This window comes from Pseudonocardia sp. ICBG1034, from assembly GCF_020131375.1.
Classification (GTDB): Bacteria; Actinomycetota; Actinomycetes; order Mycobacteriales; family Pseudonocardiaceae; genus Pseudonocardia; species Pseudonocardia alni.
The window spans coordinates 1931372-1955509 of sequence record NZ_JAHLEK010000015.1 but is presented as its reverse complement, the minus strand read 5'-3'; the positions used below and the strand labels follow the sequence as shown (position 1 = coordinate 1955509).

The following is a 24138-nucleotide window of genomic DNA, read 5'->3' as shown; positions in this document are numbered from 1 at the left end:
CCCACGAACCCGGAGGACACCTGTGCCCCGACCCCGCCGCATCGCGGCAGCCCTCGCGCTCGGAGCGTCCGCGCTGCTGCTCACCGGATGCTTCGCCGCCCCACCGCAGACCGGCGGGACGGGCGCGGTCGGCGACCGCGTCGCCGTCGCGATGCTGCAGCCACCCCGCTCCGGCCTGACCCCCTTCAGCGACGACGCGTTCAAGCTGTCCCGCTGGCGCACCGCCGAGACCCTGGTGCAGCTCGACGCCGCCGGCGACGCCCTGCCGATGCTCGCCACCTCCTGGTCCCGCGTCGACCCCACGACCTGGCGGTTCACGCTGCGCGACGACGTCGTCTTCCACGACGGCACCGCGCTGACCGCCGCGCACGTCGCGGACGTGCTCACCCGTGCGACCCGGGCCTCGCCGCCCCCGCGGATCCTCGACGGTGTCGACCTGACCGCCCGCGCCGACGGCGACGACGCGGTGCTGGTCACCACCGGTGTGGCCGACCCGCTGGTCCCGCAGCGCCTGTCCAGCCCGCAGCTGTCCGTGCTCGCCCCCGCCGCCTACACCGGGGACCGCGTGGACCCGGTCGGGCACGGCTCCGGCCCGTTCCGGCTCACCGCGGTGCAGGGCACCACCTCGGCCACCCTCGACCGCCACGACGGCTACTGGGGCGAGCCCGCCCGCGTCGCCGGCGTCGACGTCACCTTCGTCCCGGACGGCACCGCCCGCGCGGCGGCGCTGCGCACCGGCACCGCCGACGTCGTCGAGGCCGTCCCGCCCGGCCAGTACCCGCTGCTCGACCCCGCGCTGGTGCACGAGGTCCCCATGCCGCGCACCAACACGCTCTACCTGAACACCGCCCGGGGGCCGTTCGCCGACCCCGCCGTGCGCGCCGCCGCCCGTGCCGCCGTCGACCGCGCCGCGCTGGTCGCGAGCGCCTACGAGGGACGCGCCGACGTCGCGCAGGGCCTGCTCGGGCCCGCGCTGCCGTGGGCCGCGCCGCTGCGCGACGACCCCTCCTACGCGCAGGCGCTCGCCGCCCGCCCCGCGCCCGCGGCGGTGCGCGGCGTGCCGATCACGCTGGGCACCTTCACCGACCGCAGCGAGCTGCCCGAGGTCGCGGTGCTGCTGGAGCAGCAGCTGGAGGCGGCAGGGTTCGTCGTCACCCAGGACGTGCGCGAGTACGCGGCGATCGAGGCCGACGCGCTCGACGGCGCGTTCGACGCGTTCGTGCTGTCCCGCGCGACCGTGCTCGACTCCGGCGACCCCGTCGCCTACCTGGCCAGCGACTTCGGCTGCGGCGGCGGGTTCAACATCTCCCAGTTCTGCGACCCGGGTGTGCAGGCCGCGCTGGAGCGCGCCGCGGCCACCGAGGCCGGACCGGAGCGCCGCGCCGCGACCGCCCGCGCCGAGGCCGCCGTCCTCGCCGCCGACGCCGCCGTCCCGCTGCTGCACGAGCGGGTGATCCAGGGCGAGTCCGCGCGCGTCGACGGGGTCGCCCGCGACCCCCGCGAACGCGATCTGGTCACCACGGACACGGTGCTGGGGGCGCCGTGACCGCGGTGGCCGTCCCGGCGCCGGTCCGGCCGCGGCGGTCCGGGCCGCGCGACGGCGCCGTCGTCGCGCTGTCGCGGGTGCTGGCCGGGGCCGCGGTGGTCGCCGGCGTCGGTGTGCTGCCCTGGCTGTCGCAGCGCTCCCCCGAGCTCGCCGTGCTGCGGGCCCGCTCCGCCGAGCAGGAGGCGACGCCGGCGGCGCTGGCCTCGATCCGCGCGGAGCTCGGGCTCGACGCCGGGCCGTGGGTGGTCGTCGGACGCTGGCTGTCCGGTGTCGCGACCGGGGACCTGGGCACCTCGTGGGCCTCCGGTGCGCCGGTGCTCGGGTCGGTGCTGTCCGGGCTCGGGGTGTCGCTGACCCTGGTGGGCTTCGCGCTCGTCGTCGCCGCGCTGGTGGCGGCGGTGCTGGTCGTCCCGGCCCTGCGCCGCGGTGTGCGCGGCGCGCGGGCCGGGACGGCGGGAGGCTCGGGTGCGGCCGGCGCCGCGCTGACGGCACTGCCGGAGTTCCTGCTCGCGACGTTCCTGCTGGTGGTCGTCGCGGTCTGGCTCGGCTGGCTGCCCCCCTACGGCTGGGCGGGCCCGCAGTACGCGGTCCTGCCCGCGCTGGCGCTGGGCCTGCCCGCCGGCGGCCTGGTCGGACGCCTGCTCGCCGAGTCCGTCGCGTCCGCGGCGACCGAACCGTGGGTCGGCACCTGGCAGACCGCCGGGCTGCCGCGCCGGCGCACCGCCGCGGCGGTGCTGCGCCGCGCGACCGCGCCGGTGCTGCCCCAGATCGGGCTGGTGCTGGTCGGGCTCACCGGCGGGGCCGTCGCCGTCGAGCAGGTCTTCGCCGTGCCCGGGCTCGGGCGCACGACCCTCGGCGCCGCGGCCACCCTGGACCTACCGCTGCTGCAGGGCGGGGTGCTGGCCCTGCTCGCCGTCGCCGTGCTCGCCGGCGCCGGGGCGGGGGCCGCCCGCCGGGCGGTGCTCGGCCGGGCCGCCCGCACCGGCGACGTGCCCGTCCCCACCGCGGTGACGGCGGTGCGCCGCTCCCGCTGGGTCGTGCCCGGGGTCGCGGGCGGGGTGCTCGCGCTCGTCGTGCTCGCCGGGCTGCCGCGCGACCCGTTCACCTCCGCCCACCCGCGGCTGGCGTCGCCCTCGGCGGCCCTTCCGCTCGGCAGCGACGCCGTCGGGCGCGACCTGCTCGCCCGGGTCGCCCACGGGGCGCTGCTCACCACCGGGACCGCGCTGCTGGTCGTGCTGGCGGCGCTGGTCGTCGGCGTGCTGATCGGGCTGGCGCCACGGATCGCGACCGGGTTCGCCGAGGTCGCGAACGCGGCGCCGCCGGTGCTCGCCGGTCTGGTCGTCGCCGCGGTGCTCGGCCCGTCGGCCGTCGGGGCCGCGGTCGGCGTCGCCCTGGTGAGCTGGGCGCCGCTGGCCGCGCACACGGCGTCGCTGGTGGCCGAGATCCGGGCGCAGCCGCACGTGCGGGTGCTGCCCGTGCTGGGCGTCGGGCCCGCCCGCGCGCTCGGGGCGCACGTGCTGCCCGCCGCGGCCGGCCCGCTGGTGCGGCACGCGATGCTGCGGCTGCCGGGCACCGCGCTCGCGCTGGCCTCGCTCGGGTTCCTCGGCCTCGGCCCGCAGCCGCCGAGCCCGGAGTGGGGACGGCTGCTGGCCGACGGCATGCCCTACGTCGAGCGCGCCCCCTGGGCCGTGCTGGCGCCGGCCGGGATGCTCGTGCTCGTCGCGGTGCTGGCGGTGTCGCTCGCGGCCGCCGGACGGCGACCGCGGACGCACTGAGTCAGGCCGCCCGGGCCGCCGCCGGGCGGCGCCGCAGCCCGCGGCGCTCCCGGCGGTGCTCGGACTCGCGGATCCCGCGGGCGGGCAGCGACAGCCGCCAGATCGACCGTGTGGCCTGCCAGAACTGCCGCGGGAACGGGCCCGTGGTGTAGGGCAGGTCGTACTTCTCGCACAGCGCCCGGATCTCCACCGCGATCTCCGGGTACCGGTTCGACGGCAGGTCCGGGAACAGGTGGTGCTCGATCTGGTAGCCGAGGCTGCCGGACATGACGTGCATCAGGCGGTTGCCGGTGAAGTTGGCCGAGCCGAGCAGCTGACGCAGGTACCACTCGCCGCGCGTCTCCCCCTCCAGCTCCTCCTCGGTGAAGACCTCGGCGCCGTCGGGGAAGTGCCCGCAGAAGATGATCGCGTAGGACCAGATGTTGCGGACGACGTTCGCGGTGGCGTTCGCGGTCAGCGTCGAGACCGCGGCGGGGCCGGTGAGCAGCGGGAACAGCAGGAAGTCCTTGCGCATCTGCCGGGCGTGCTTGCGGCCGACGTCGAGCAGCTTGCGGCGGAACTCCTCGGGGTCCTCCAGCTGCATCTTCAGCAGGCCGTCGACGTCGAGGTCGTGCAGCGACACACCGTGCTCGAACAGCAGCATCAGCAGGACGTTCCAGAACGGCTGCCCCAGGTAGGCGGGGTGCCAGGGCTGGTCGGCGCGGACCCGGAGGATCTCGTAGCCGACGTCCTTGTCCTTGCCGATCACGTTCGTGTACGTGTGGTGCAGGTAGTTGTGCGAGTGCCGCCACTGCTCGGCGGGGCACACGTTGTCCCACTCCCACGTCGACGAGTGGATCTCCGGGTCGTTCATCCAGTCCCACTGGCCGTGCATGACGTTGTGCCCGATCTCCATGTTCTCCAGGATCTTCGCGACCGAGAGAATGGCGGTGCCGGCGAACCAGAGCGGCGGGATCCGGCTGCCGAACAGCGTGACCCGCGCGGCGACGTTCAGCCGCCGCTGCCAGGTGATCATCGTGCGGATGTAGTCGGCGTCGTGCTGGCCGCGACGCTCCTCGACGTCGGCGCGGATCGCGTCGAGCTCGTGCCCGATCGCCTCCACGTCGGCCTCGGTGAGGTGGGCGAACTCCTTGACGTCGGAGATGGCCACGACGTTCCTCCTGGGTGTGAGCGGTGTCGGGTCTCGGTGTCAGATCTCCAGGACGCAGTCACCGGCGGCGGCGGTGATGCAGGTCTGGATCCTCTCGGCGGGGGTGTCGGGGTCGCCGCGGCGTTCGGTGCCGTCGCGCAGGTCGCGCACCGAGCCCGACCGCAGGCCGACGGTGCAGGTGTGGCAGATGCCCATCCGGCAGCCGTAGGGCAGGTCGAGGCCGGCCTGCTCCCCGGCGTCGAGGAGGGTGGTGGCGCCGTCGATGTCGACGGTGGCGTCGCCGTCGCCCGAGGAGGTGGCGGCGGAACCGCGGCGGACGAAGGTGACCGTGCCGCCCTCCGCCTCACCCCCGCGCAACGACGCGGAGAAGCGCTCGACGTGCAGCGCTGCGCCCCGGCCCGCGGACTCCCACAGGTCCTCGGCCTCGTCGAGCATCGCCTCCGGGCCGCACGCCCAGGTGCTGCGCTCGCGCCAGTCCGGGCAGTACTCGGCCAGCCCGTCGGGGGTGAGCCTGCCGTGCTCACCGGTGAGGTGCAGCTGCACCCGCAACGACGGGTGCCGCGCGGACAGGGCGTCGAGCTCGTCGGCGAAGATGACGTCGCCGTCGCGCGGGGCCGAGTGCACGAGCACCACGTCGGTGACGGTGTCGCGACGGTCCAGGGTCCGCAGCATCGCCATGATCGGGGTGATGCCGCTGCCCGCGGTGAGGAACAGCAGCCGCTCCGGTGGCGGGTCGGGCAGCACGAACTCGCCCTGCGGCAGCGCCAGGCGCACCACCGTGCCGGGCCCGACGCCGTCGACGAGATGGCGGGACAGGAAGCCCTCCGGCATCGCCTTCACGGTGATCGAGATGTGCCTGCGGTCGCGGCGCGGCTCGGAGGTCAGCGAGTAGGACCGCCAGTGGAATCGGCCCTCCACCTCGACGCCGATCCCGACGTACTGGCCGGCGCGGTGGTCGAACGACCACCCCAGGCCGGGGCGGATGACCAGTGTCGCGGCGTCGGCCGTCTCGGGCACGACCTTCACCACCCGCCCGCGCAGCTCCCGCGCCGACCACAGCGGGTTGAGCAGCAGCAGGTAGTCGTCGGGCAGCAGTGGCGTGGTGAAACGGGCGGCCGCCTTGCGTGCGCGGCGCAGCCCCCTCGGCAGTACGGCGTCGGTCATGACCCACCTCGTCGTCGCGGTCGGGGACCATCGGACCCGATCTCGGTGGTGACGGCAAGTTGGGACGGCGACACCCCCGTCACCAGTGAGGACGGCGTCGGCTTCCGACCTGCAGGAACGTTACATCGGTTTCTCCGTCAACGATGTCGAGATCGACTGTCTAGGATCGTCCGGGTGGCGGACTTCCCGATCGAGGAGCTGGCCCGCCGGGCGGGGATGACCGTGCGGACGGTGCGGTCCTACATCACGCGCGGGTTGCTCCCGCCGGGCGAGCGGGCCGGCCGGGCCGCCCGCTACACCGACACCCACCTCGACCGGCTGGACCTGGTCAACGGGTTGCGCCGGCGCGGCTTCTCCCTCGGGGCGATCGAGGTGCTCGTCACCCAGGACCCCGAACGGACCGCCGAGGAGGCGCTGCGGCTCTACCGCGGGATGCTCGCCCCGTGGCAGCCGGAGGAGCCCGTCGAGGTCGACGGGACGGAGCTGCCCACCCACCTCGGGCTCGACCCGGACGCGGTGTCGGCCGACGAGCTGGTCCGGCACCTGTGCGCGACGGGTGTCGTCGAGACCGCGGCGCACGGACGGCTGCGCATCCTGCGGCCCGACCTCGCCCGGGCCGCCGCGGAGGCCGTACGGCTGGGCATCCCGCCCGCGGCGCTGGTGGGGCTGCGCCGGCGCCTCGACGACCACACCGGCGCCGTCGCCGAGATGTTCGTCGAGCTGTTCGCCCGGCAGGTGTGGGACGAGCACGTCGAGGCCGGGCTGCCCGCCGGCGACGCGCCCCGGATCCAGCAGACCGTCGAACAGCTGCAGCCGGTCGCGACACTGGCGCTGCTGTCGTCGTTCCGCTCGCGCATGCAGGACGCGATGGACGCCTTCATCACCCGGATCTCCGACGACATCTCCCCCGAGGCCGGACGCGCGATGGGGATCCGGACGACGGACCTGGACGATCGTTGACTCTTCAACGATGATGCGCCGGTGAGCACCGTGACGACGGACGTCCTCGTGATCGGCAGCGGGCCCGCGGGCTCCTCGGCCGCCCTGTTCCTCGCCGGTCTCGGCGTGGACCACCTCGTGATCACCAAGTACCGGTGGACCGCCGACACCCCGCGAGCGCACATCACCAACCAGCGCACCGTCGAGATCCTGCGCGACCAGGGGGTGGAGGCCGACGTCGTCGCCGAGGGGACGCCGTCGCACCTCATGGGCGAGACGGTGTTCTGCACCGCGCTCGCCGGCGACGAGCTCGGCCGGGTCCGGACCTGGGGCACCCACCCCGCGCGACGCGCCGACTACACCCTGGCCAGCCCGTCGTCGCACTGCGACCTGCCCCAGAACATCCTCGAGCCGATCCTGGTGGGCCGGGCCGCCGAGCGCGGCAGCCGGGTCCGCTTCGACACCGAGTACCTGCATCACGTCCAGGACGACGACGGCGTCACCGTCACCGCGCGGGACCGGCTCACCGGGGCGGAGCTGACGATCCGGGCCCGCTACGTGATCGGCGCCGACGGTGGGCGCAGCGCCGTCGCCCGGGACGCGGGCCTGCCCTTCGACGGCCGCGGCGAGCTCGCGGGCAGCATGAACATCGTCTTCGACGCCGACCTCACCGCGCTGGTCGAGCACCGGCCGAGTGTCCTGTACTGGGTGCTGCAGCCCGGTGCCGACGTCGGCGGCATCGGGATGGGCGTGCTGCGCATGGTGCGGCCGTGGACCCGCTGGATGGCGATCTGGGGCTACGACCTCGCCGGTCCCCCGCCGGAGCTCGACGACGCCGCGGCGACGGCGATCGTCCACGACCTGATCGGTGACGACTCCGTGCCGGTGACGATCCGCTCGACCTCGGTGTGGACGGTCAACGAGCAGTGGGCCACCCGCTACCGGTCGGGCCGGGTGTTCTGCGCCGGTGACGCCGTGCACCGCCACCCGCCGTCGAACGGGCTGGGCTCCAACACCTCGATCCAGGACTCCTACAACCTGTGCTGGAAGCTCGCGATGGTGCTGCGCGGCACCGCCGGGCCGGGGCTGCTGGACTCCTACGACGCCGAGCGCGCCCCCGTCGGCGAGCAGATCGTGCGTCGCGCCAACCGCTCGGTGGAGGAGTTCGGCCCCATCTTCACCGCGCTCGGGCTCACCCCGGGCGCCGATCCCGAGGCCATGCGCGCCTCGATGGCGGCCCGCGCCGACGACTCCCCCACCGGGGCCCGGCGGCGCGCCGAGCTGCGGGCGGCGCTGGAGGCCAAGGACTACGAGTTCAACGCGCACGGCGTCGAGATGGGTCAGGCCTACACCGGCCCCGGCGTCGTCGCCGACGGCACTCCCGAGCCGCCGCCCGAGCGCGACCCGGAGCTGTTCTACCGGCCGACGACCCGGCCCGGGCACCGGCTGCCGCACTGCTGGCTGGGCCGCGACGGGCACCGGGTCTCCACCCACGACATCACCGGCAAGGGCCGGTTCGCGCTGCTCACCGGCATCGCGGGCGGCACCTGGGCCACGGCCGCGGACACCGTCGCCGCCGAGCTGGGGATCGACCTGGCCGCGCACGTGGTCGGCCCGGGCCGCGAGCACACCGACCTCTACGACGACTGGGCCCGGCTGCGCGAGGTCGGCGAGGACGGCTGCGTCCTCGTCCGCCCCGACGCCCACGTCGCCTGGCGCAGCGACGCGCTCGTCGCCGACCCGGCGGCCGCGCTGCGCGAGGTGCTGGCGAGCATCCTGGACCGGACCCCGGAGGTGACCGCATGACCGGCTTCGTCCACGAACCCTCCCCCGCGCGGGTGGTGTTCGGCCCCGGCACGATCGACGACCTCGCCGCGGAGGTGACACGGCTCGGCCGGTCGCGGGTGTTCCTCGTCGGCGGCCGCCACCCCGCGGGCGCGGCGGACCGGGCGCGGGCCGCGCTCGGGTCGCTGCTCGCCGGACGGTTCGACCGGGCCGCCGTGCACACCCCGGTGACGGTGACCGACGAGGCGCTGGCGGCGTTCACCGCGGCCGGGGCGGACTGCGTCGTCGCGATCGGGGGCGGCTCGCAGATCGGGCTGTCCAAGGCGCTCGCGGTGCGGACCGGTGCGGACCAGGTCGTCGTCCCCACGACGTACTCGGGCTCGGAGTGCACCGCGGTGCTCGGCGAGCTGGGGGTGGACACGCCGGGGGTGAAGACCACCCGGACCGACCCGGCGATCCGGCCGGAGACCGTCGTCTACGACACGACGCTCGTCGCCGACCTGCCGTCGCGGGTGGGCGTACCGAGCGCGGTGAACGCGCTGGCACACGCCGTCGAGGCGCTGTGGAGCGTCGACCGCGACCCGCTGACCGACGCCGCCGCGCTGGAGTCGGTGCGGCTGCTCACCGCGGGGCTGCGCGACGGCGACACCGACGCGCTGCTCCGCGGGGCGTGGCTGGCCGGGACCTGCCTGGACCGGGCGGGGATGGCGCTGCAGCACAAGCTCGCCCACACCGTCGGCGGCTCCCTGGACCTGCCGCACGCCCCGACCCACGCCGTACTGCTGCCGCACGTGATCGCCCACAACGCCGCCGCCGCACCGCGGATCGCCGAGGCGCTCGGACCGGACCCGGCCGGGACGGTGTTCGACCTGCTCGTCGCCGCGGGCGGGCCGACGTCGCTGGCCGGGCTGGGCGTCGACGAGGCCGACCTGGACCGGCTCGCCGACCAGGCCGTCGCCCGGCCGTACCCGAACCCGGTGCCGGTGACCCGCGACGGCGTGCGCGTCCTGCTCGGGCGGGCCTGGACCGGGGAGCGGCCGGGCGACCCGGTGCGCGCCACCCTGGACGCGCTGACCGCGCAGGTCACCGCGTCGTTCGGCGGGCCCGACGAGCGGCTCCGCACCCTGATGGCCGCGCTCGCGGCCACCCTGCACGGCTACGCGCGCGAGCACGACCTGACCCAGGACGAATGGCAGGCCGCGATCGACTTCCTCACCCGGACCGGGCACCTCACCGACGAGCGGCGCCAGGAGTTCGTGCTGCTCTCGGACACCCTCGGGCTGTCCAGTGTGGTGGACGTGCTGACCAACTCCCGCACCCCGGACACCACGTCCTCGGCCGTGCTCGGGCCGTTCTACACCGACGGCCCGCCGGAGCTGGACCAGGGAACCGACGTCTCCGCGGGGAAGAAGGGCACCCCGCTGTGGGTGGACGTGGTCGTCACCGACACCGGTGACGAGCCGGTCGCCGGGGCGGTCGTCGACATCTGGCAGTCCGACGAGGACGGCTTCTACGACCTGCAGCTGCCCGAGACCGAGGGCCCCGTCCTGCGCGGCCGGTTCCGCACCGACGACGCGGGCCGGCTGCGGTTCCGCTCGATCCTGCCCGCCGCCTACCCGATCCCGGCCGACGGACCGGTCGGGGAGATGCTGCACGCCACCGGACGGCACCCCTTCCGGGCGCCGCACCTGCACTTCCTCATCCAGGCGCCGGGGCACCGGCAGCTGATCACGCAGCTGTTCGTCGCCGGTGGGGAGCACCTCGACTCGGACACGGTGTTCGGTGTGAAGGAGGACCTGGTCGTGGACTTCGCCCCGCGCAGCGGCCCGATGCCCGACGGCGTCGAGCCCGACGGGGAGTGGCGGCTGCTGGAGTTCACCTTCCGGATCGCCCGCGATCGCTGATCCCTGCCCGATTCCGGGCAGATTCCTGGCTCTCCGCCCCGCGGCCGGTCAGGATCGGCGGCGTGGATCCGGATCTCGTGCGGCACGTGGCCGCCACCACCGGGCTCGCCGAGCCGGTGGCGGCCCGCGTGGTCGCCGACGTCGTCGCCTACTTCGGCGAGACCACCGAGGAGTTCGTCCGCCGCCGGCACCGCGAGCTGCAGGCCCGCGACCGGCGCAACGACGAGATCTGGCCGCGGATCGCGGCCGAGCTCGCCGCGCGGGTGGTCGGCCCCGGTGACGTCTCCCAGCGGCGGCTGCGCCGGATCGTCTACGGCTGAGCGGACGACGGGGGACAGTGCATGTGCGGGATCGTGGGTTACGTGGGGCCGCGGGAGGCGGCGGGCGTGCTGCTCGACGGGCTGTCCCGGCTGGAGTACCGGGGCTACGACTCGGCGGGCCTGGCCGTGGCGCACCGCCGGAGGGTGACGGTGCGGCGCACCGCCGGGCGGGTGGAGGACCTGCGCGCGCTGCTGGGTGACGCCCCTCCCCCGGGCCGGTCGGGCGTCGCGCACACCCGGTGGGCCACCCACGGCGAGCCGAGCGAGGCCAACGCGCATCCGCACACCGACGCGTCCGGGCGGGTCGCGATCGTGCACAACGGCATCGTCGAGAACGCCGACGCGCTGCGTGCCGCGCTCACCGCCCGCGGGGTCGTGCTGCGCAGCGACACCGACTCCGAGGCGCTCGCGCACCTGGTCGCCGAGGCCCTCGACGGCGGGGCCGCGACCCTCGCCGATGCGGTGCGCACGGCGCTCGCCGGCGTCGAGGGCACCTACGGCCTCGCAGTGCTCGACGCCCGCACCCCCGACGAGATCGTCGTCGCGCGCAACGGCAGCCCGATCGTGCTCGGCATCGGCGACGGCGAGATGGTCGTCGCCTCCGATCTGGCCGCGGTCGTGCGGCACACCCGGAAGGTCGTGTTCCTCGACGACGGCGAGATCGTCACCGTGCGCGCCGACGGTGTCGAGGGCTCCACCCGGATCAGCCCGACCACCGTCGACACCGGCTCCGAGGACTACGCGCTCGGCGGGCACCCCGACTTCCTGGCCAAGGAGATCGCCGAGCAGCCCGACGCGCTGCGCCGCGCGCTGGCCGGGCGGCTCGACACCCGGTTCGCCACCGCCCGCCTGGGCGGGCTCGGGATGAGCCCGCGCGAGCTGCGCGGGGTGCGCCGGGTGCTGTTCCTGGGCTGCGGGTCGGCGTACTACGCCGGGGAGATCGGCGCCGGGCTGGTCGAGCAGCTGGCCCGGATCCCGGCGGCGGCCGAACCGGCCGGCGAGTTCCGCCACCGCAACCCGGTCGTCGACCCGGACTGCCTCTACGTCGCGGTCAGCCAGTCCGGCGAGACGGCCGACACCCTCGCCGCGGTGCAGGAGCTGCGCCGCAAGGGCGGCCGGGTGATCGGCGCGGTGAACGTGATCGGGTCGGCGATCTCCCGCGAGTGCGGCGCCGGGGTGTTCCTGCACTCCGGGCCGGAGGTGTCGGTCGCCTCGACCAAGGCCGTCACGACCATGAGCGTGTCGTTCGCGATGCTCGCGGTGCTGCTGGGCCGGGTGCGGGACCTCTCGGTGGCCGACGGGCGGCGGCTGCTCGACGGGCTCGCGGCGCTGCCCCGCCACGTCGAGGCCGTCCTGGCCGACGACGCCGCCCACGGCACGGTCGCCGCGGTCGCGCAGCGGTGGGCGCACGCGTCGTCGATGTTCTTCGTCGGGCGCACCCGTTGCGGCCCGGTCGCGCGGGAGGGCGCGCAGAAGCTCAAGGAGGTCTCCTACTGCCACGCCGAGGCCTACCCCGCCTCCGAGCTCAAGCACGGCCCGCTGGCGCTGGTCACCCCGGACATGCCCAGCGTCGTCGTGGTGCCCGACGACGAGCTGCTCGCGAAGAACGTCGGCACGATCGAGCAGATCCGGGCCCGGGGCGGGCCGGTGATCGCGGTGACCGACGCCGAGCTGCCCGCCGGGCTCGCCGACGCCGTGCTGCGGGTGCCGCGCACCGAGCCGGAGCTGGCGCCGATCCTGCTCGGGATCCCCCTGCAGCTGCTGGCCCGGCACGCCGCCGTCGCGCTCGGACGCGACGTGGACCGGCCGCGGAACCTCGCGAAGTCGGTGACGGTGGAGTGAGGGTCCTCGGGCTGCACGTGGCCGCGGAGCGGGGTGCGCCGATGCACGACGTCGAGCGGGTCGAGGTCGTCGCGGGCAGTGGTGTCGTCGGCGACCGGTTCTTCGGCACCCGGCACCGGCACATCTCGGTGCAGAGCCGCGACGAGCTCGACGCCGCCGCCGACGCGCTCGGCGCCCCGGTGCCCTCGGGCGGCACCCGGCGCACCGTCACCGTCGACCACGGCACCGTCCCGACGACGCCCGGCACCCTGCTGCGGCTCGGCGACGTCGAGCTGGAGGTGGTGCGGAAGGCCGCACCGTGCCGGGTGATGGAGACCGCCGTCGGGCCGGGGGCGCGCCGCGCGCTGCACGACCGCGGCGGCGCGGTCTGCCGGGTGCTGACCTCCGGCGCGATCGCCGTCGGCGACCCGGTGCACATGCCCGCCGGGACGTGACCCGTCCGGTCACCGACGGTCACCCGTCGGTGACACCGAATGCCTGCCGACCGTCACGGGATCCCCGTCCGTGCGTTGGAGAGGTGACGGACTTCGACGAGCGGGGAGCGCCGGTGACGGATCCGATCGGGCGCCGGCGGGCGGCGGGCATGGTGGCGGGGCTGGTCCTCCTGGCCGGGGTCGCGGGCGCCGGGGTCGCCGCGGCGGACGCCGGCGCGACCGCCGCCTCCGAGACCTCCTCGGGTGCCACCGAGGGTGAGAACAGCCAGGTCGCGCGGCAGGCGCACGCCGAAGCGCAGGTGCCGGGCACGCCGTGCTCGGTGTCGGCGCGGGCGTGTGTCGACCTGGACTCGCAGCGGGCCTGGCTGGTCACCGACGGCGTCGTGTCCTACGGCCCGGTCCCGGTCGCCTCCGGCGGGGCGGGCCAGGAGACGCCGGTCGGGCACTCGTTCCGGGTGTACCGCAAGGCCGCCGACCACCGCAGCGGCGAGTTCGAGACACCCGACGGGGAGCCCGCCCCGATGCCGTGGTCGGTGTTCTTCGCCGACGGCGGGGTCGCGTTCCACGGCGGCGACCGGGACCGGGCGTCGGCGGGGTGTGTGAAGCTCGACCCGGAGCCGGCGGAGGAGTTCTTCGCCGGGCTCCGGGTCGGGGACAAGGTGCAGGTGCTCAGCGCCGCCACCGAGCGCGAGCACCGCGCCGCCCTCAGCTGACCGGGGCCTCCGCCACGGTGCGGCGGCGGACGAGCAGGGACAGCAGGACGGCCAGCACCCCGACCCCGCCGGCGACGGCGAACGCGGCGTGCAGCCCGTCGGCGTCCGGGGAGGCCCCGGCGGCGCTCGCCGAGCCCAGCGCGGCGACGGTGACGAACAGCGCCGTCCCCAGCGCGCCCGCGACCTGCTGCAGCGTGGACAGGATCGCGCTGCCGTGGGAGTACAGCTCGTCGGGCAGCGAGCCGAGCGCCTCGGTCATCAGCGGCGTCATCATCAGCGCGAGCCCGCCCATCAGGACCAGGTGGAAGCCGACGACCACGCCGAGCGGGGTGCCCGGGCCGAGGGTGGAGAACAGCAGCAGACCGGTCGCCATCAGCACCGCGCCGGGGATCACCAGCGGGCGGGCGCCGACGCGGTCGAACAGCGCGCCGACCGGGCGGCCGAGCAGTCCGAGCAGCAGCCCGCCGGGCAGCACCACGAGCCCGGAGACCAGCGTGCTCGTCCCGAGCACGGTCTGCAGGTAGAGCGGCAGCAGCACCGCGGCGACGCCGATCAGCGACAGCAGCACCAGCGCGGTGAGCACCAGCGCCACGACGAACTGGCGGCGCCGGAACGGGCGCAGGTCCAGCAGCGCGCGGTCGGAGCGCATCAGCCGCAGCTGGCGCAGCACGAACACCGCCAGCGCGACCAGCCCGACGACGACCGGCGCCCACGGCGGGAGCCCCCCGCCGCCGTGGCCGCCCAGCGAGGACAGCCCGTAGACCAGGCCGCCGAACCCGACGGCGGACAGCAGCACCGAGACCACGTCGAGCGGGACCGGTCGGCCGCCGCCGTCGATGCGCAGCCACCGGGCGCCGGCCGCCGTGGCGAGCACGGCCAGCGGCAGGACCAGCCAGAACATCCAGCGCCAGCCCAGACCGGACAGGATCGCGCCGCCGATCGTCGGGCCGATCGCGGGCGCGACCGCGATGACGATCGTGATCGTGCCCATCGTCGCGCCGCGGCGCTCCGCGGGCACCAGGCGCAGGATCGTGGTCATCAGCAGCGGGATCATCATCGCCGTGCCGCCGGCCTGCACGATGCGGCCGACGAGCAGCACCGCGAAGCCGGGCGCGAACCCGGCGATCGCGGTGCCCGCGGTGAACAGCCCGAGCGAGGTGAGGAAGACCTGCCGCGGGGTGAAGCGGTCGAGCAGGTAGCCGGTGGTGGGGATGACCACGGCCATCGTCAGCAGGAAGCCGCTGGTCAGCCACTGGGTGGTGGTGGCGGGGACACCGAGGTCGACGCTCAGGTCACGCAGCGCGACGCTCAGCACGGTCTCGTTGAGGATCATCACGAACGCGGCGCCGACGAGGACGGCGATCAGCGGTCCGGTCCGGTTCGCCGGTACCGGTTCGGTACGGGACGGGGTGGTGGTCACGCGGGATCTCCTGCCCGGGGAAGGGTCGTGGTGGCCGCGCGCAGGGCGCGGCCGAGTCGGTCGACGGGGTCGGCGCACCGGACGCCCGCGGCGAGCTCGACGGCGAGGTCCTCGCCGCTGATCCGCAGGGCGGCGGCGACGGCGGCGGCGTGCACCCGGACGTCCAGGTCGCCGGGTTCGCGGCCGGCGCGGGCCGCGATCACCTCGGCGAGCACCGGCTCGGCCCGCTCGTGCACCGCCAGCCACACCGCCCGCAGCCCGGGCTCGGTGCGCGACAGCGCGATGACGGCCATCGCGGCGTCGGCGTCGGCGGCGTCGACCGGGTCCTGGGGCGGGCGGTACTCGGCGAGCAGGTGCTCGTCGAGACCCACCCCCGCCGGCCAGCGCCGCAGCGTCGCGACGACGGCGTCGATGCTGCGCGCGAGGAGCGGCTCCACGCAGCTCTCCTTGGTGCGGAACCAGCGCCACAGCGTCCGGCCGGACAGCCCGACCTCCTCGGCGATCCGCTCGCCGCTGGTGGCGTGCACGCCGTGCTCCCGGAACAGCGCCACAGCCGCACGGGAGATCTCGAGGCGCTGCAGCTCGCGCCGGCGGTCGCTCATCGGCGCCCGCCCGCGTCTGGTGTCGTCGAGTGTCTTCATGTCACTGCCCGACAGTAAGGAGATCGGCCGGGGCCGGCCACGAGACGCTCGTCTCACAGTGCCTATTTGGCAGTTTGTGCCACGCTGGTAGGGCACGTGATCATGCAACGTCGAGGGAGCCACGAGCGTGACGACGACCGGGACCACCGACCCCACCGCGGCCGACCTGGACCGGCTGCGGGAGCGCTACCGCGCCGAGCGCGACCGCAGGCTGCGCCCCGACGGCACCGCCCAGTACCGGCCCTCGACCGGCGAGTTCGGCTTCTACGCCGACGACCCGTGGTCCGAGCGCACCGACCGCGACCCGGTCCGTGACGAGGTGGACGTGCTGGTCGTCGGCGGCGGCTTCGGCGGGCTGGTCGCCGCGGCCCGGCTGCGGCAGGCCGGCCACGAGCGGATCCGGATCGTCGACGTCGCCGGGGACCTCGGCGGGACCTGGTACTGGAACCGCTACCCCGGCATCGCCTGCGACATCGAGAGTTCGATCTACCTGCCGCTGCTGGAGGAGATCGGCGGGATGCCGAGCCGCCGCTACCCACCGGGCGGGGAGATCCGGGCGCACGCCCGCGCCATCGGCGAGCGCTTCGATCTCCACCGCGACGCGCTGTTCCACACCGAGGTCACCACCCTGGTCTGGGACGACGCCGCGCAGGCCTGGCAGGTCGGCACCGACCGCGGCGACGAGGTCACCGCCCGGTTCGTCGTGATCTCCTCCGGGCCGTTCAACCGGCCCAAGCTGCCCGGGATCCCCGGCATCGCCGACTTCGCCGGGCACACCTTCCACACCAGCCGGTGGGACTACGGCTGGACCGGTGGCGACGAACGGGGCGGCCCGCTCGACCGGATCGGCGACCGCTCTGTCGCGGTGATCGGTACCGGGGCGACGGCGATCCAGTGCGTCCCGCACCTGGCCGGGGCCGCGCGGCACCTCTACGTCGTGCAGCGGACGCCGTCGTCGGTCGACACCCGCGACGACGCCCCCTACGACGAGGCCTGGTGGCGGGCGCTCACGCCGGGCTGGCAGCGCCGCCGTCGCGAGGACTTCCTGCACCTCATGGACATGCGCCCGGCGCCGCACGGCTCGTCCGGCCCCGACGGCGTCGCGGACAGGTGGACCGACACCGCCCCGATCCGGGGCGCGCAGCGGCTCGCCCGGACCCGGGGCGCCGAGGATCCGGCCGAGGCGCTCGAGATCGCCGACGCCGAGAAGATGGACGAGATCCGGGCCCGGGTCGACGACATCGTCGCCGACCCGGCGACGGCCGCGGCGCTCAAGCCCTGGTACCGCCAGATGTGCAAGCGGCCCACCTTCAGCGACACCTACCTGCAGACCTTCAACCGGCCGGACGTGACCCTGCTCGACACGGCCGGGCAGGGCGTCGAGCGGATCACCCGCGACGGCCTGGTGGTCGACGGGGTCGAGTACCCGGTGGACGCGATCGTGTTCGCCACCGGGTTCGAGCTCGGCGCGGACCCCGCCACCCGGGCCGGGGCCGACATCCGCGGTCGCGACGGCGTCACCCTCGCCGAGCACTGGGCCGACGGGCTGTCCACCCTGCACGGCTGGGTCAGCCGCGGCTTCCCCAACCTGTTCCACGTGGGCGCCGGGCAGAACTCGGCGTCGGTGAACTTCGCGCACGTGCTCGACGAGCAGGCCGGGCACATCGCGGCGGTCTGCGCCGAGGCCGCGCGGCGCGGGGTGCGGGTCGTGGAGCCGACCGCCGCGGCGGAGGCGGCGTGGGTCGCCACCATCCGCGAGCGGGCCCGCGACCAGCACGCCTTCCTCGCCGGGTGCACGCCCGGCTACTACAACTTCGAGGGCCGCCCGCGGACGCGCAGCGAGCAGTTCGGCGGCGGTCCGGTCGAGTTCCACCAGATCCTGCGCGACTGGCGCGCCGGTGGGATGGACGACGTGCTCTCCGGCGGGGACGCGTGAGCGTGCGCCCGGTCGCGGGACCGGACCGGGGACCCGTGCGGACCGCACCCGGGCTGCGCGCCGCGCCGCTGTGCCCGCCGAACCCGCTGTGGGCCTCCAACGGGATCGTGACCGGTCCGGACGGCCGGCTGTGGATCGCGCAGTTCCTCGGCGGGACCGTGTCCGCGTTCGACCCGGCGACCGGCGGGCTCGAGACGGTGCTCGGGCCGGACGGGCCGCTCACCGCCCCCGACGACCTCGTGTTCGGTGCCGACGGCGAGCTGTTCGTGGTCGACCTGCCCGCCGGGCTGGTGTGGCGCCGGGCCCCCGACGGGGCGACGGCCGTCGTCGCCGACGGGATCACCGCACCGGACGGGATCGCCTGGCACCGCGGGCGGCTGTTCGTCAACGAGCTGTGCCCGGACGGACGGCTGCTGGAGATCGACCCGGCGGGCGGGCCGCCGCGGGTGCTCGCGACCGGGCTCGCGCTCGGCAACGCGATGGAGGTCGGCCCGGACGGGCTCCTGTACTACCCGCACCTGCTCTCCGGCGAGGTGTGGCGGGTCGACCCCGACGGCGGCACCCCCGAACGGCTGCTGACCGGGCTGGACCGGCCGGTGGCCGTGCGCTTCGACCCCGCGGGGCGGCTGCGCATCCTGTCCAACGGCGACCGCGGCGCCCTGTGGACCGCCGACGGCGGGCGGGTCACCGCCACCCTCGACACCGGCGTCGGCGGCGCGGACAACGTCGTGTTCACCGCCGACGGCGCGGCCTGGGTGACCGGCGCCTTCCACGGCGGGCTGGTCCGGGCCGGTGTCGACGGCACGGTGACCACGGCGCTGCCGGCGGGCCTGTGCGGCCCCTGGGGCGTGGCCGCCGACGGTGCGGGCGCGCTCGTCGCCGACCACTTCTCCCTGGCCCGGGTGGCCGGCGGCGCCGTCACCGCGCTCGGCGATGTCGTCACCGAGGTCCGCGGCGGGGTCCGCGGACTCGCCCGGCACCACGGTGACACGGTCGTGACCACCGGCACCGGGGTGTGGCGCGGGCATCCCGGCTCCTGGACCCCGCTGGCCGACGGGCTGGCCGGGGCGACCGGCGTCGCCTCCTGCCGGGACGGGCTGCTGGTCGCCGAGACCGGCGCCGGGCGGGTCCTGCACCTCGCCGACGACGGCACCGCCACCGTGCTCGCCACGGGTCTCGACGGGCCGGTGGACGTGGCCGTCGACGGGACCGGCACCGGCTACGCCACGCTGACCGGCGGCGGGCAGGTCGTGCGGCTCACCCGCGGCCCCGACGGCGCCGGTGCCGGATCCGTCCTCGCCGCGGGTCTGCACCGGCCGGAGGGGATCGCCGTGGCCGGGGGCGCGCTGTGGTGCGCCGAGGCCGCCGCGGGACGGCTGCTGCGGATCGACCCGGCCGACCGGACGGTCACCGTCGCGGCGTCGGGGCTGCCCTTCGACGTGCGCCCACCGCACGTGCCCGCGGACTGCCGCAGCGGTGCGGCCGCCCGGCCCGCCCCGTTCGCCGGGGTCGCCGCGGCCGACGACGGCTCCGTGCTCGTCGCGGTCAACGGCGCGGGCTACGTGCTGCGGGTCGGCCCCTGACCGGCCGCGCGTTCGCCGTCGACGCCGTGGGTCGCGGCGTCGACGGCCGCCGACAGCCGCTCGCGCAGCTGCGCGGCGGGCGGACGGCGCCCGTCGGCGGTGGCGGCGGCGATGTCCTCGGTCGCGACCCGCAGCGCCCCGTTGAGCGCGGCGGCCTGCACCCGCACGGCGACGTCGCCGGGATCACGGCCGAACCGGCCGGCGAGGATCCCGGCGAGGACCGGCTCGGCCCGCTCCTGCACGACCAGCCAGATCGCGCGCAGCGCGGGCTCGTCGCGGCTCATCCGGATCACGGCGAGCACGAGGTCGCCGTCGTCCGGGCCCGCGTCGGGGTGCTCGGCATAGTCCGCGGCGAGATGCTCGGTCAGCCCGACGCCCGCGGGCCAGCGGGCCAGGCTCGCGGTGAACGCGTCGGTGGCCAGGCTCAGCACCGGCTCGACGCAGCTCTCCTTCGTGCGGAACCAGCGCCAGAACGTGCGCGCCGACAGCCCGACCGCCTCGGCGATCTGCTCCCCGCCGGTCGCGGCGACGCCGTTCTCGCGGAACAGCCGGATCGCGGCCCGGGAGATCTCCAGGCGCTGCAGGGTGCGGCGACGGTCGCTCATCGGCCGCCGTCCGCGCCGGACCGCCGTCCCCTCCGTCACACCGCACCCCCGAGTGCTCGCCGGGCGGTCAGCCTAGACGGCGGGCGTTGGCCCGCACCCGGGTGCGGATCGGCTCCAGCGCCCGCACGAGAGTCTCCGGCCCGGGCTTCGAGGTGACCAGGACGACCGCGGCCCGGGAGAACCCGTCGACCTTCTCGGCCCACATCCGGTGGATCTCGCGGACCTCACGCGCCGGGGGCGGGAAGCCCGAGGTGAGCATCCGGGCGGTGCGGCGCGCGACGACCAGCGGCGCGAACACCGCGATCTCGGCGAGCGGGAGGACGGCACGAGTGGTGGCGGGCACGGGACGGACGGTAGCCCCTGCCCCCGACACCCACGGGCCGCGCGCCGGTCACCGAGGGCTCGCCGCCGGTCACCGCCGGTTCGGTGGCGACACCCCCTCCCGCGTTAACGATGGGGCGCGGGGCCACGACAGGTAACCGAACGCGACCCCGGGGAGGGCTCACACGCATGGCCGTCGAGACGTTCTGGGACGGACTGGAACGGCGCATCGCCGCCGGCGAACCGCCGTACGGGGAGCACCCGGACGTCGCGCCGGACGGGGTGACACCCGAGGCGCTGCGCCGCGTCCTGGACCTCGAGGCGCACCACCTGCGCCGCTCCGGCACCGCGCCGGTCGCCCAGCACCTGCTCGCCGGGGCCGTCCTGGCCGGGGAGGCCGCGCTGGCCGGGGCCGCCCGGGCCCGGCTCACCGCCCAGGGCGTCCCCGCGCTGACCACCCGCTGGCGCACCCGGCCGCCGTCGGCCGCGCTGAGCCGGGTCCTGGAGGGCCACGGGGACGCGGTCGTCGCGCTGCTCGCCGGACCGGACGGCCTGTTGCTGTCGCTCGACGCCTCCGGTGAGAGCGGTGCCTGGGACGCAGGGACCGGGCACGCGGTCCCGGACCCGCTCGCCGGGCCCGGCGGTCCGCGGCCCCCGGCCTCCACGGTCCACGCCCGGACGGTCGCCCTGTCCCCCGACGGCGGCCTGGTCGCCCTCGCCGGTGACGACCCCGAGGTGCGGGTGCTGGCCACCGACGGCCCGGCCCGCGGCGCCGAGGTCACGACCCTGGCCGGGCGGCCCGGCCCGGTGACCGCGCTCGCGGTGACCGGGACCGCCCCGACCCGGGTGGTCGCGGGCGGCGCCGACGGCGCGGTGCGGGTGTGGGACGTGACCAGCGGCGCGGCCGTCTCGGTCGCCCGCGGCCACGCCGGCCCGGTGACCGCGCTGACCGCGACCGGCCAGGGCACCGTCGTGTCCGGCGGGGTGGACGGCACGCTGCGGTCCTGGGACCCGACCACCGGGGCCCCGCTGGGGCTGCTGGAGGGCGGGCCCGCCGTGGTCGCCGTGGTGGTGCCGACCGCGGGGCAGCTGCTCGCGGCCACCGCCGACGGTGCGCTGCACGTGTTCGAGCTGGTCGACGGGGTGCCGCAGGACGCGGTGCGGCTCGACGTCCCCGGCGACGGCGTCGCGGTCACCGCGGCCGCGTGCGCCGGTGAGGGCCGGGTCGTCGTCGGAAGGGTGGACGGGACCGTGCAGCTCGTCCCGACCACCGGCCCCGGCCCGGTCGCCGAGCTCGCCGGGCACGGCGCCGCGGTGCGGGCGGTCACCGCCGACGCCGCGGGCACCGTCGTCGCGACCGGGGACGACCACGGCCGCGTCCTGGTCTGGGACCCGGCACGGGCCCGGCCTGGTGCCGGCGGGCACGCCGGGGTCTCCCCCGCGGTCGGTGCGGTCGCCGCGGGCTCGGGCCTGGTCGTCTCGGCCGGTCGCCGCTCCGACGGGCTGCTCGCGCACGACCCGGCCACCGGCGCGCGCCGCTGGGGCGTCCCGGCCGGTGCGGGCCCGCTGTGGTTCGACCCGTCCGGGACGAGGCTGTTCGCCGTCACCGGGACCGCCACCGTCGAGGAGCGCTACGCGACGACCGGGGTGCGGGCCGGTGCGGTGTCGCTGCCCGGCCGTGTGCTGGCCGGGCGGGGCGCGCTGGTCGTGACCGGTGAGCCGGACGGCACGGTCGCCGTGCGCGACGCGCGCAGCGGGCGGGCCTTCCGCACCACCCGCCTGCCGTCGGCACCGCGGGTGGCCGCGCCGACCCCCGGCGGGGCGACGGTGCTGCTCGCCGCGGACGGCCTGCTGGCCTGCTGGCGGCCCGCCTCGGCGGAGGTGGTCACGGCGGCGCTGCCGGCCGGGCTGGTCACCGCCGTCGCCGTCGACGACGACGGCTGCCACGGCGTGGTCTGCGACGCCGACGGCCGGGTGCACGTCTGGCGGGCCGGGTCGGCCGCGGTGACGACGGTGCGCGCCGACGCGGCGCACCTGACCGCGGCCGCCGGTGCGGGCCGGTGCCGCGCGGTGACCGCGGGCTCGGACGGCACGGCGGTGCTGTGGGACCTGACCTCGGCGACGGCGCTCGGCCGGGTGCCGCTGGACGCGCCCCTGACCGCGGTCGCGGTGGGGGGCGGGACGGTGGTCGTCGGCGACGGGTGCGGCGAGGTGCACTGCCTCGACCTGCTCGCCGGGGCCGCCGCGGCCGTCCCGGACGGCGTCATCCCCGAGCAGGGCGGCGCGGCCGTGGTCCCGGCGCCACGCACCGGGACCACGGACCGCGAGGCGGCCGCTCAGCTCAGCGAGTAGCCCTCGAACTTCTCCCGCAGGGTCTTCTTGGAGAACTTGCCGACGCTCGTCTTGGGCACCTCGTCGATGAACTCGACGGCGTCGGGGAGCCACCACTTGGCGACCCGGTCGGTGAGGAAGGCGAGGAGCTCGTCGGCGGTGAGGGTCTCGCCGTCCTTCACCACGACGCAGGCCATCGGGCGCTCCACCCAGCGCTCGTGCGGGATCGCGATGACCGCGGCCTCGGCGACCTTCGGGTGCGCCATGATCTCGTTCTCCAGCTCCACCGAGCTGATCCACTCACCACCGGACTTGACCAGGTCCTTGGTGCGGTCGACGAGCTTGACGTAGCCCGAGCCGTCGACGACGGCGACGTCGCCGGTGCGCAGCCAGCCGTCGGAGGTGAACTGCGTGCCGCCGCCCTCGCCGCGGTAGTACTCCGAGGCGATCCACGGGCCCGCCACCTGCACCTCACCGCTGGTGGTGCCGTCCCAGGGCTGCTCGGCACCGGTCTCGGGGTCGGCGATGCGCAGGTCGACGAGCGGGACCGGGGGTCCCTGCAGGGCGCGCACGGTGGCCTTGTCGTCGTCGGACAGGTCGTCGTGCTGGGAGCGCAGCACGCCCAGGGTCGCCACCGGCGAGGTCTCGGTCATCCCCCATCCCTGCAGGACCGGCAGGCCGATCGCGGTGCGGAAGCCCTCCGACATCGACTTCGGCACCGCCGAGCCGCCGCAGAGCAGGACCCGCAGCGACGAGCAGTCGTACTCGCCGAGCCTGGGCAGCAGGCCCATCCAGATCGTCGGGACGCCCGCGGCGACGGTGACCCGGTGGTCCTGGATCAGCGTCAGGACCGCGTCCGGAGTCATGCCAGGCCCGGGCAGCACGAGCGAGGTGCCGGCGAGCAGGCAGCCGTAGGGCAGGCCCCAGGCGTTGGCGTGGAACATCGGGACGACCGGCAGGACCACGTCGCGCTCGCAGAGCCCGACGCCGTCGGCGAACAGGGTCGCGAGCGAGTGCAGCAGCGTCGAGCGGTGCGAGTAGACGACGCCCTTGGGGTTGCCGGTGGTGCCGGAGGTGTAGCACATGGCGGCGGCGGTGTTCTCGTCCTCCACCACGAACCGGCCCGCGAACGGCTCGGCCGCGGCCAGGAGCTCCTCGTAGAGCCGGATGCGCGGGTCGTCGGGGATCTCGGTCGGCGCGCCGTCGTCGATGACGACGACGTGGCGCACCGTGGTCATCCGGTCCACGTGCGGCCAGAACAGGCCGAGCAGGGAGCGCTCGACGAACACGACCTCGTCCTCGGCGTGGTCGGCCACGTAGACGAGCTGGTCGGGGAACAGCCGCAGGTTGAGCGTGTGCAGGACCCGGCCGGTGCACGGCACCGCCAGGTACAGCTCCAGGTGCCGGTCGGTGTTCCAGCAGAACGTCCCGACCCGGCCGTCGGCGGAGACGCCGAGGGTGTCGAGCACGGTGGCCAGCCGGCGGGTGCGTACGGCCCACTCGGCGACCGTGGTGGTGCGGACCGTCCCCGCCGGGGTGGCGGTGACGATCTCCTTGTGTCCGAAGTACTGCTCGGCACGGTGGAAGACGTGCGGCAGCGTCAGGGGACGGTCCTGCATCAGACCGAGCATCGTTGCTCCTGGGGGCTTCCGGGGTGGGGTCGGCCCGACCCTACCGTAACTCGAGATATGGATTGGACTATCCGGTCAGTGCATCCGGGGGTCGCGAA

General features: G+C 75.9%; 19 protein-coding genes. 12 read left to right on the top strand and 7 right to left on the bottom strand.

All coding sequences use genetic code 11. The features are described 5' to 3' along the window. Positions 1–22 precede the first annotated feature (22 nt). Both KPF22_RS10705 and KPF22_RS10700 read left to right on the top strand, forming a co-directional pair. A complete protein-coding gene (locus tag KPF22_RS10705; RefSeq protein WP_224401938.1) occupies positions 23–1546 on the top strand; it encodes an ABC transporter substrate-binding protein in 1524 nt (507 codons plus the stop codon). Beyond that, positions 1543–3321, top strand: coding sequence for an ABC transporter permease subunit (locus KPF22_RS10700; RefSeq protein ID WP_224401937.1), 1779 nt, complete (start codon positions 1543–1545; stop codon positions 3319–3321). The genes KPF22_RS10705 and KPF22_RS10700 overlap by 4 nt, the downstream gene beginning before the upstream one ends. A 1-nt stretch (position 3322) precedes the next feature. Here the strand turns inward: KPF22_RS10700 and KPF22_RS10695 are convergent, their stop codons facing one another. Continuing rightward, a complete protein-coding gene (locus KPF22_RS10695) occupies positions 3323–4471 on the bottom strand; it encodes a fatty acid desaturase (protein WP_224401936.1) in 1149 nt (382 codons plus the stop codon). Positions 4472–4510: 39 nt separating this feature from the next. After that, entirely contained in the window at positions 4511–5635 is a 1125-nt protein-coding gene (locus KPF22_RS10690; protein ID WP_224401935.1) for a ferredoxin reductase, read from the bottom strand. A gap of 174 nt (positions 5636–5809) precedes the next feature. On the opposite strand from KPF22_RS10690, the gene KPF22_RS10685 reads away from it, so the two are divergent. The 7 genes from KPF22_RS10685 to KPF22_RS10655 all read left to right on the top strand — a co-directional run bounded on the left by KPF22_RS10685 (position 5810) and on the right by KPF22_RS10655 (position 13572). Next, complete coding sequence (locus tag KPF22_RS10685; protein ID WP_208825359.1) at positions 5810–6595, top strand: MerR family transcriptional regulator; 786 nt, start codon at positions 5810–5812, stop codon at positions 6593–6595. 21 nt (positions 6596–6616) lie between these two features. After that, positions 6617–8380, top strand: coding sequence for an FAD-dependent monooxygenase (locus tag KPF22_RS10680; RefSeq protein WP_224401934.1), 1764 nt, complete (start codon positions 6617–6619; stop codon positions 8378–8380). Beyond that, positions 8377–10263: a maleylacetate reductase and hydroxyquinol 1,2-dioxygenase domain-containing protein gene (locus KPF22_RS10675; RefSeq protein WP_224401933.1), complete on the top strand. Its 1887-nt coding sequence runs from the start codon at positions 8377–8379 to the stop codon at positions 10261–10263. The genes KPF22_RS10680 and KPF22_RS10675 overlap by 4 nt, the downstream gene beginning before the upstream one ends. Positions 10264–10325: 62 nt before the next feature. After that, positions 10326–10583 (top strand): hypothetical protein, encoded by a 258-nt coding sequence (locus KPF22_RS10670; protein ID WP_083658930.1) that lies wholly within the window; start codon positions 10326–10328, stop codon positions 10581–10583. Between the two features lie 21 nt (positions 10584–10604). Beyond that, positions 10605–12425 carry a glutamine--fructose-6-phosphate transaminase (isomerizing) gene (gene glmS, locus KPF22_RS10665; protein ID WP_208825366.1) on the top strand — a complete coding sequence of 607 codons (1821 nt, stop codon included), beginning with the start codon at positions 10605–10607 and terminating at the stop codon, positions 12423–12425. Next, the gene (locus tag KPF22_RS10660; protein WP_208825368.1) at positions 12422–12859 is read left to right on the top strand and encodes an MOSC domain-containing protein; all 438 of its coding nucleotides are present in this window, start codon (positions 12422–12424) and stop codon (positions 12857–12859) included. Before glmS ends, KPF22_RS10660 begins: the two co-directional genes overlap by 4 nt. 113 nt (positions 12860–12972) lie before the next feature. Further along, positions 12973–13572, top strand: coding sequence for a L,D-transpeptidase (locus KPF22_RS10655; RefSeq protein WP_224401932.1), 600 nt, complete (start codon positions 12973–12975; stop codon positions 13570–13572). On the opposite strand, the gene KPF22_RS10650 is transcribed toward KPF22_RS10655, so the two are convergent. Next, entirely contained in the window at positions 13565–14992 is a 1428-nt protein-coding gene (locus KPF22_RS10650) for a DHA2 family efflux MFS transporter permease subunit (protein WP_224401931.1), read from the bottom strand. The genes KPF22_RS10655 and KPF22_RS10650 overlap by 8 nt on opposite strands. Then, positions 14989–15594 carry a TetR/AcrR family transcriptional regulator gene (locus KPF22_RS10645; protein ID WP_208825373.1) on the bottom strand — a complete coding sequence of 202 codons (606 nt, stop codon included), beginning with the start codon at positions 15592–15594 and terminating at the stop codon, positions 14989–14991. Before KPF22_RS10645 ends, KPF22_RS10650 begins: the two co-directional genes overlap by 4 nt. Before the next feature lie 166 nt (positions 15595–15760). On the opposite strand from KPF22_RS10645, the gene KPF22_RS10640 reads away from it, so the two are divergent. Further along, a complete protein-coding gene (locus KPF22_RS10640; protein ID WP_224401930.1) occupies positions 15761–17569 on the top strand; it encodes an NAD(P)/FAD-dependent oxidoreductase in 1809 nt (602 codons plus the stop codon). Positions 17570–17604: 35 nt separating this feature from the next. After that, positions 17605–19152, top strand: coding sequence for a hypothetical protein (locus tag KPF22_RS10635; protein WP_224401929.1), 1548 nt, complete (start codon positions 17605–17607; stop codon positions 19150–19152). On the opposite strand, the gene KPF22_RS10630 is transcribed toward KPF22_RS10635, so the two are convergent. Together KPF22_RS10630 and KPF22_RS10625 are read right to left on the bottom strand one after the other, a co-directional pair. Next, complete coding sequence (locus tag KPF22_RS10630) at positions 19128–19757, bottom strand: TetR/AcrR family transcriptional regulator (RefSeq protein ID WP_208825379.1); 630 nt, start codon at positions 19755–19757, stop codon at positions 19128–19130. The two genes, KPF22_RS10635 and KPF22_RS10630, sit on opposite strands and share 25 nt — an antisense overlap. A gap of 67 nt (positions 19758–19824) precedes the next feature. After that, positions 19825–20100: a hypothetical protein gene (locus KPF22_RS10625; protein ID WP_224401928.1), complete on the bottom strand. Its 276-nt coding sequence runs from the start codon at positions 20098–20100 to the stop codon at positions 19825–19827. A gap of 167 nt (positions 20101–20267) precedes the next feature. Between KPF22_RS10625 and KPF22_RS10620 the strand changes: the two genes are divergently transcribed. Further along, positions 20268–22430, top strand: coding sequence for a WD40 repeat domain-containing protein (locus tag KPF22_RS10620; RefSeq protein WP_224401927.1), 2163 nt, complete (start codon positions 20268–20270; stop codon positions 22428–22430). Here KPF22_RS10620 and KPF22_RS10615 read toward each other — a convergent pair. Further along, entirely contained in the window at positions 22415–24040 is a 1626-nt protein-coding gene (locus KPF22_RS10615) for a long-chain fatty acid--CoA ligase (protein WP_224401926.1), read from the bottom strand. The genes KPF22_RS10620 and KPF22_RS10615 overlap by 16 nt on opposite strands. Positions 24041–24138 lie beyond the last annotated feature (98 nt).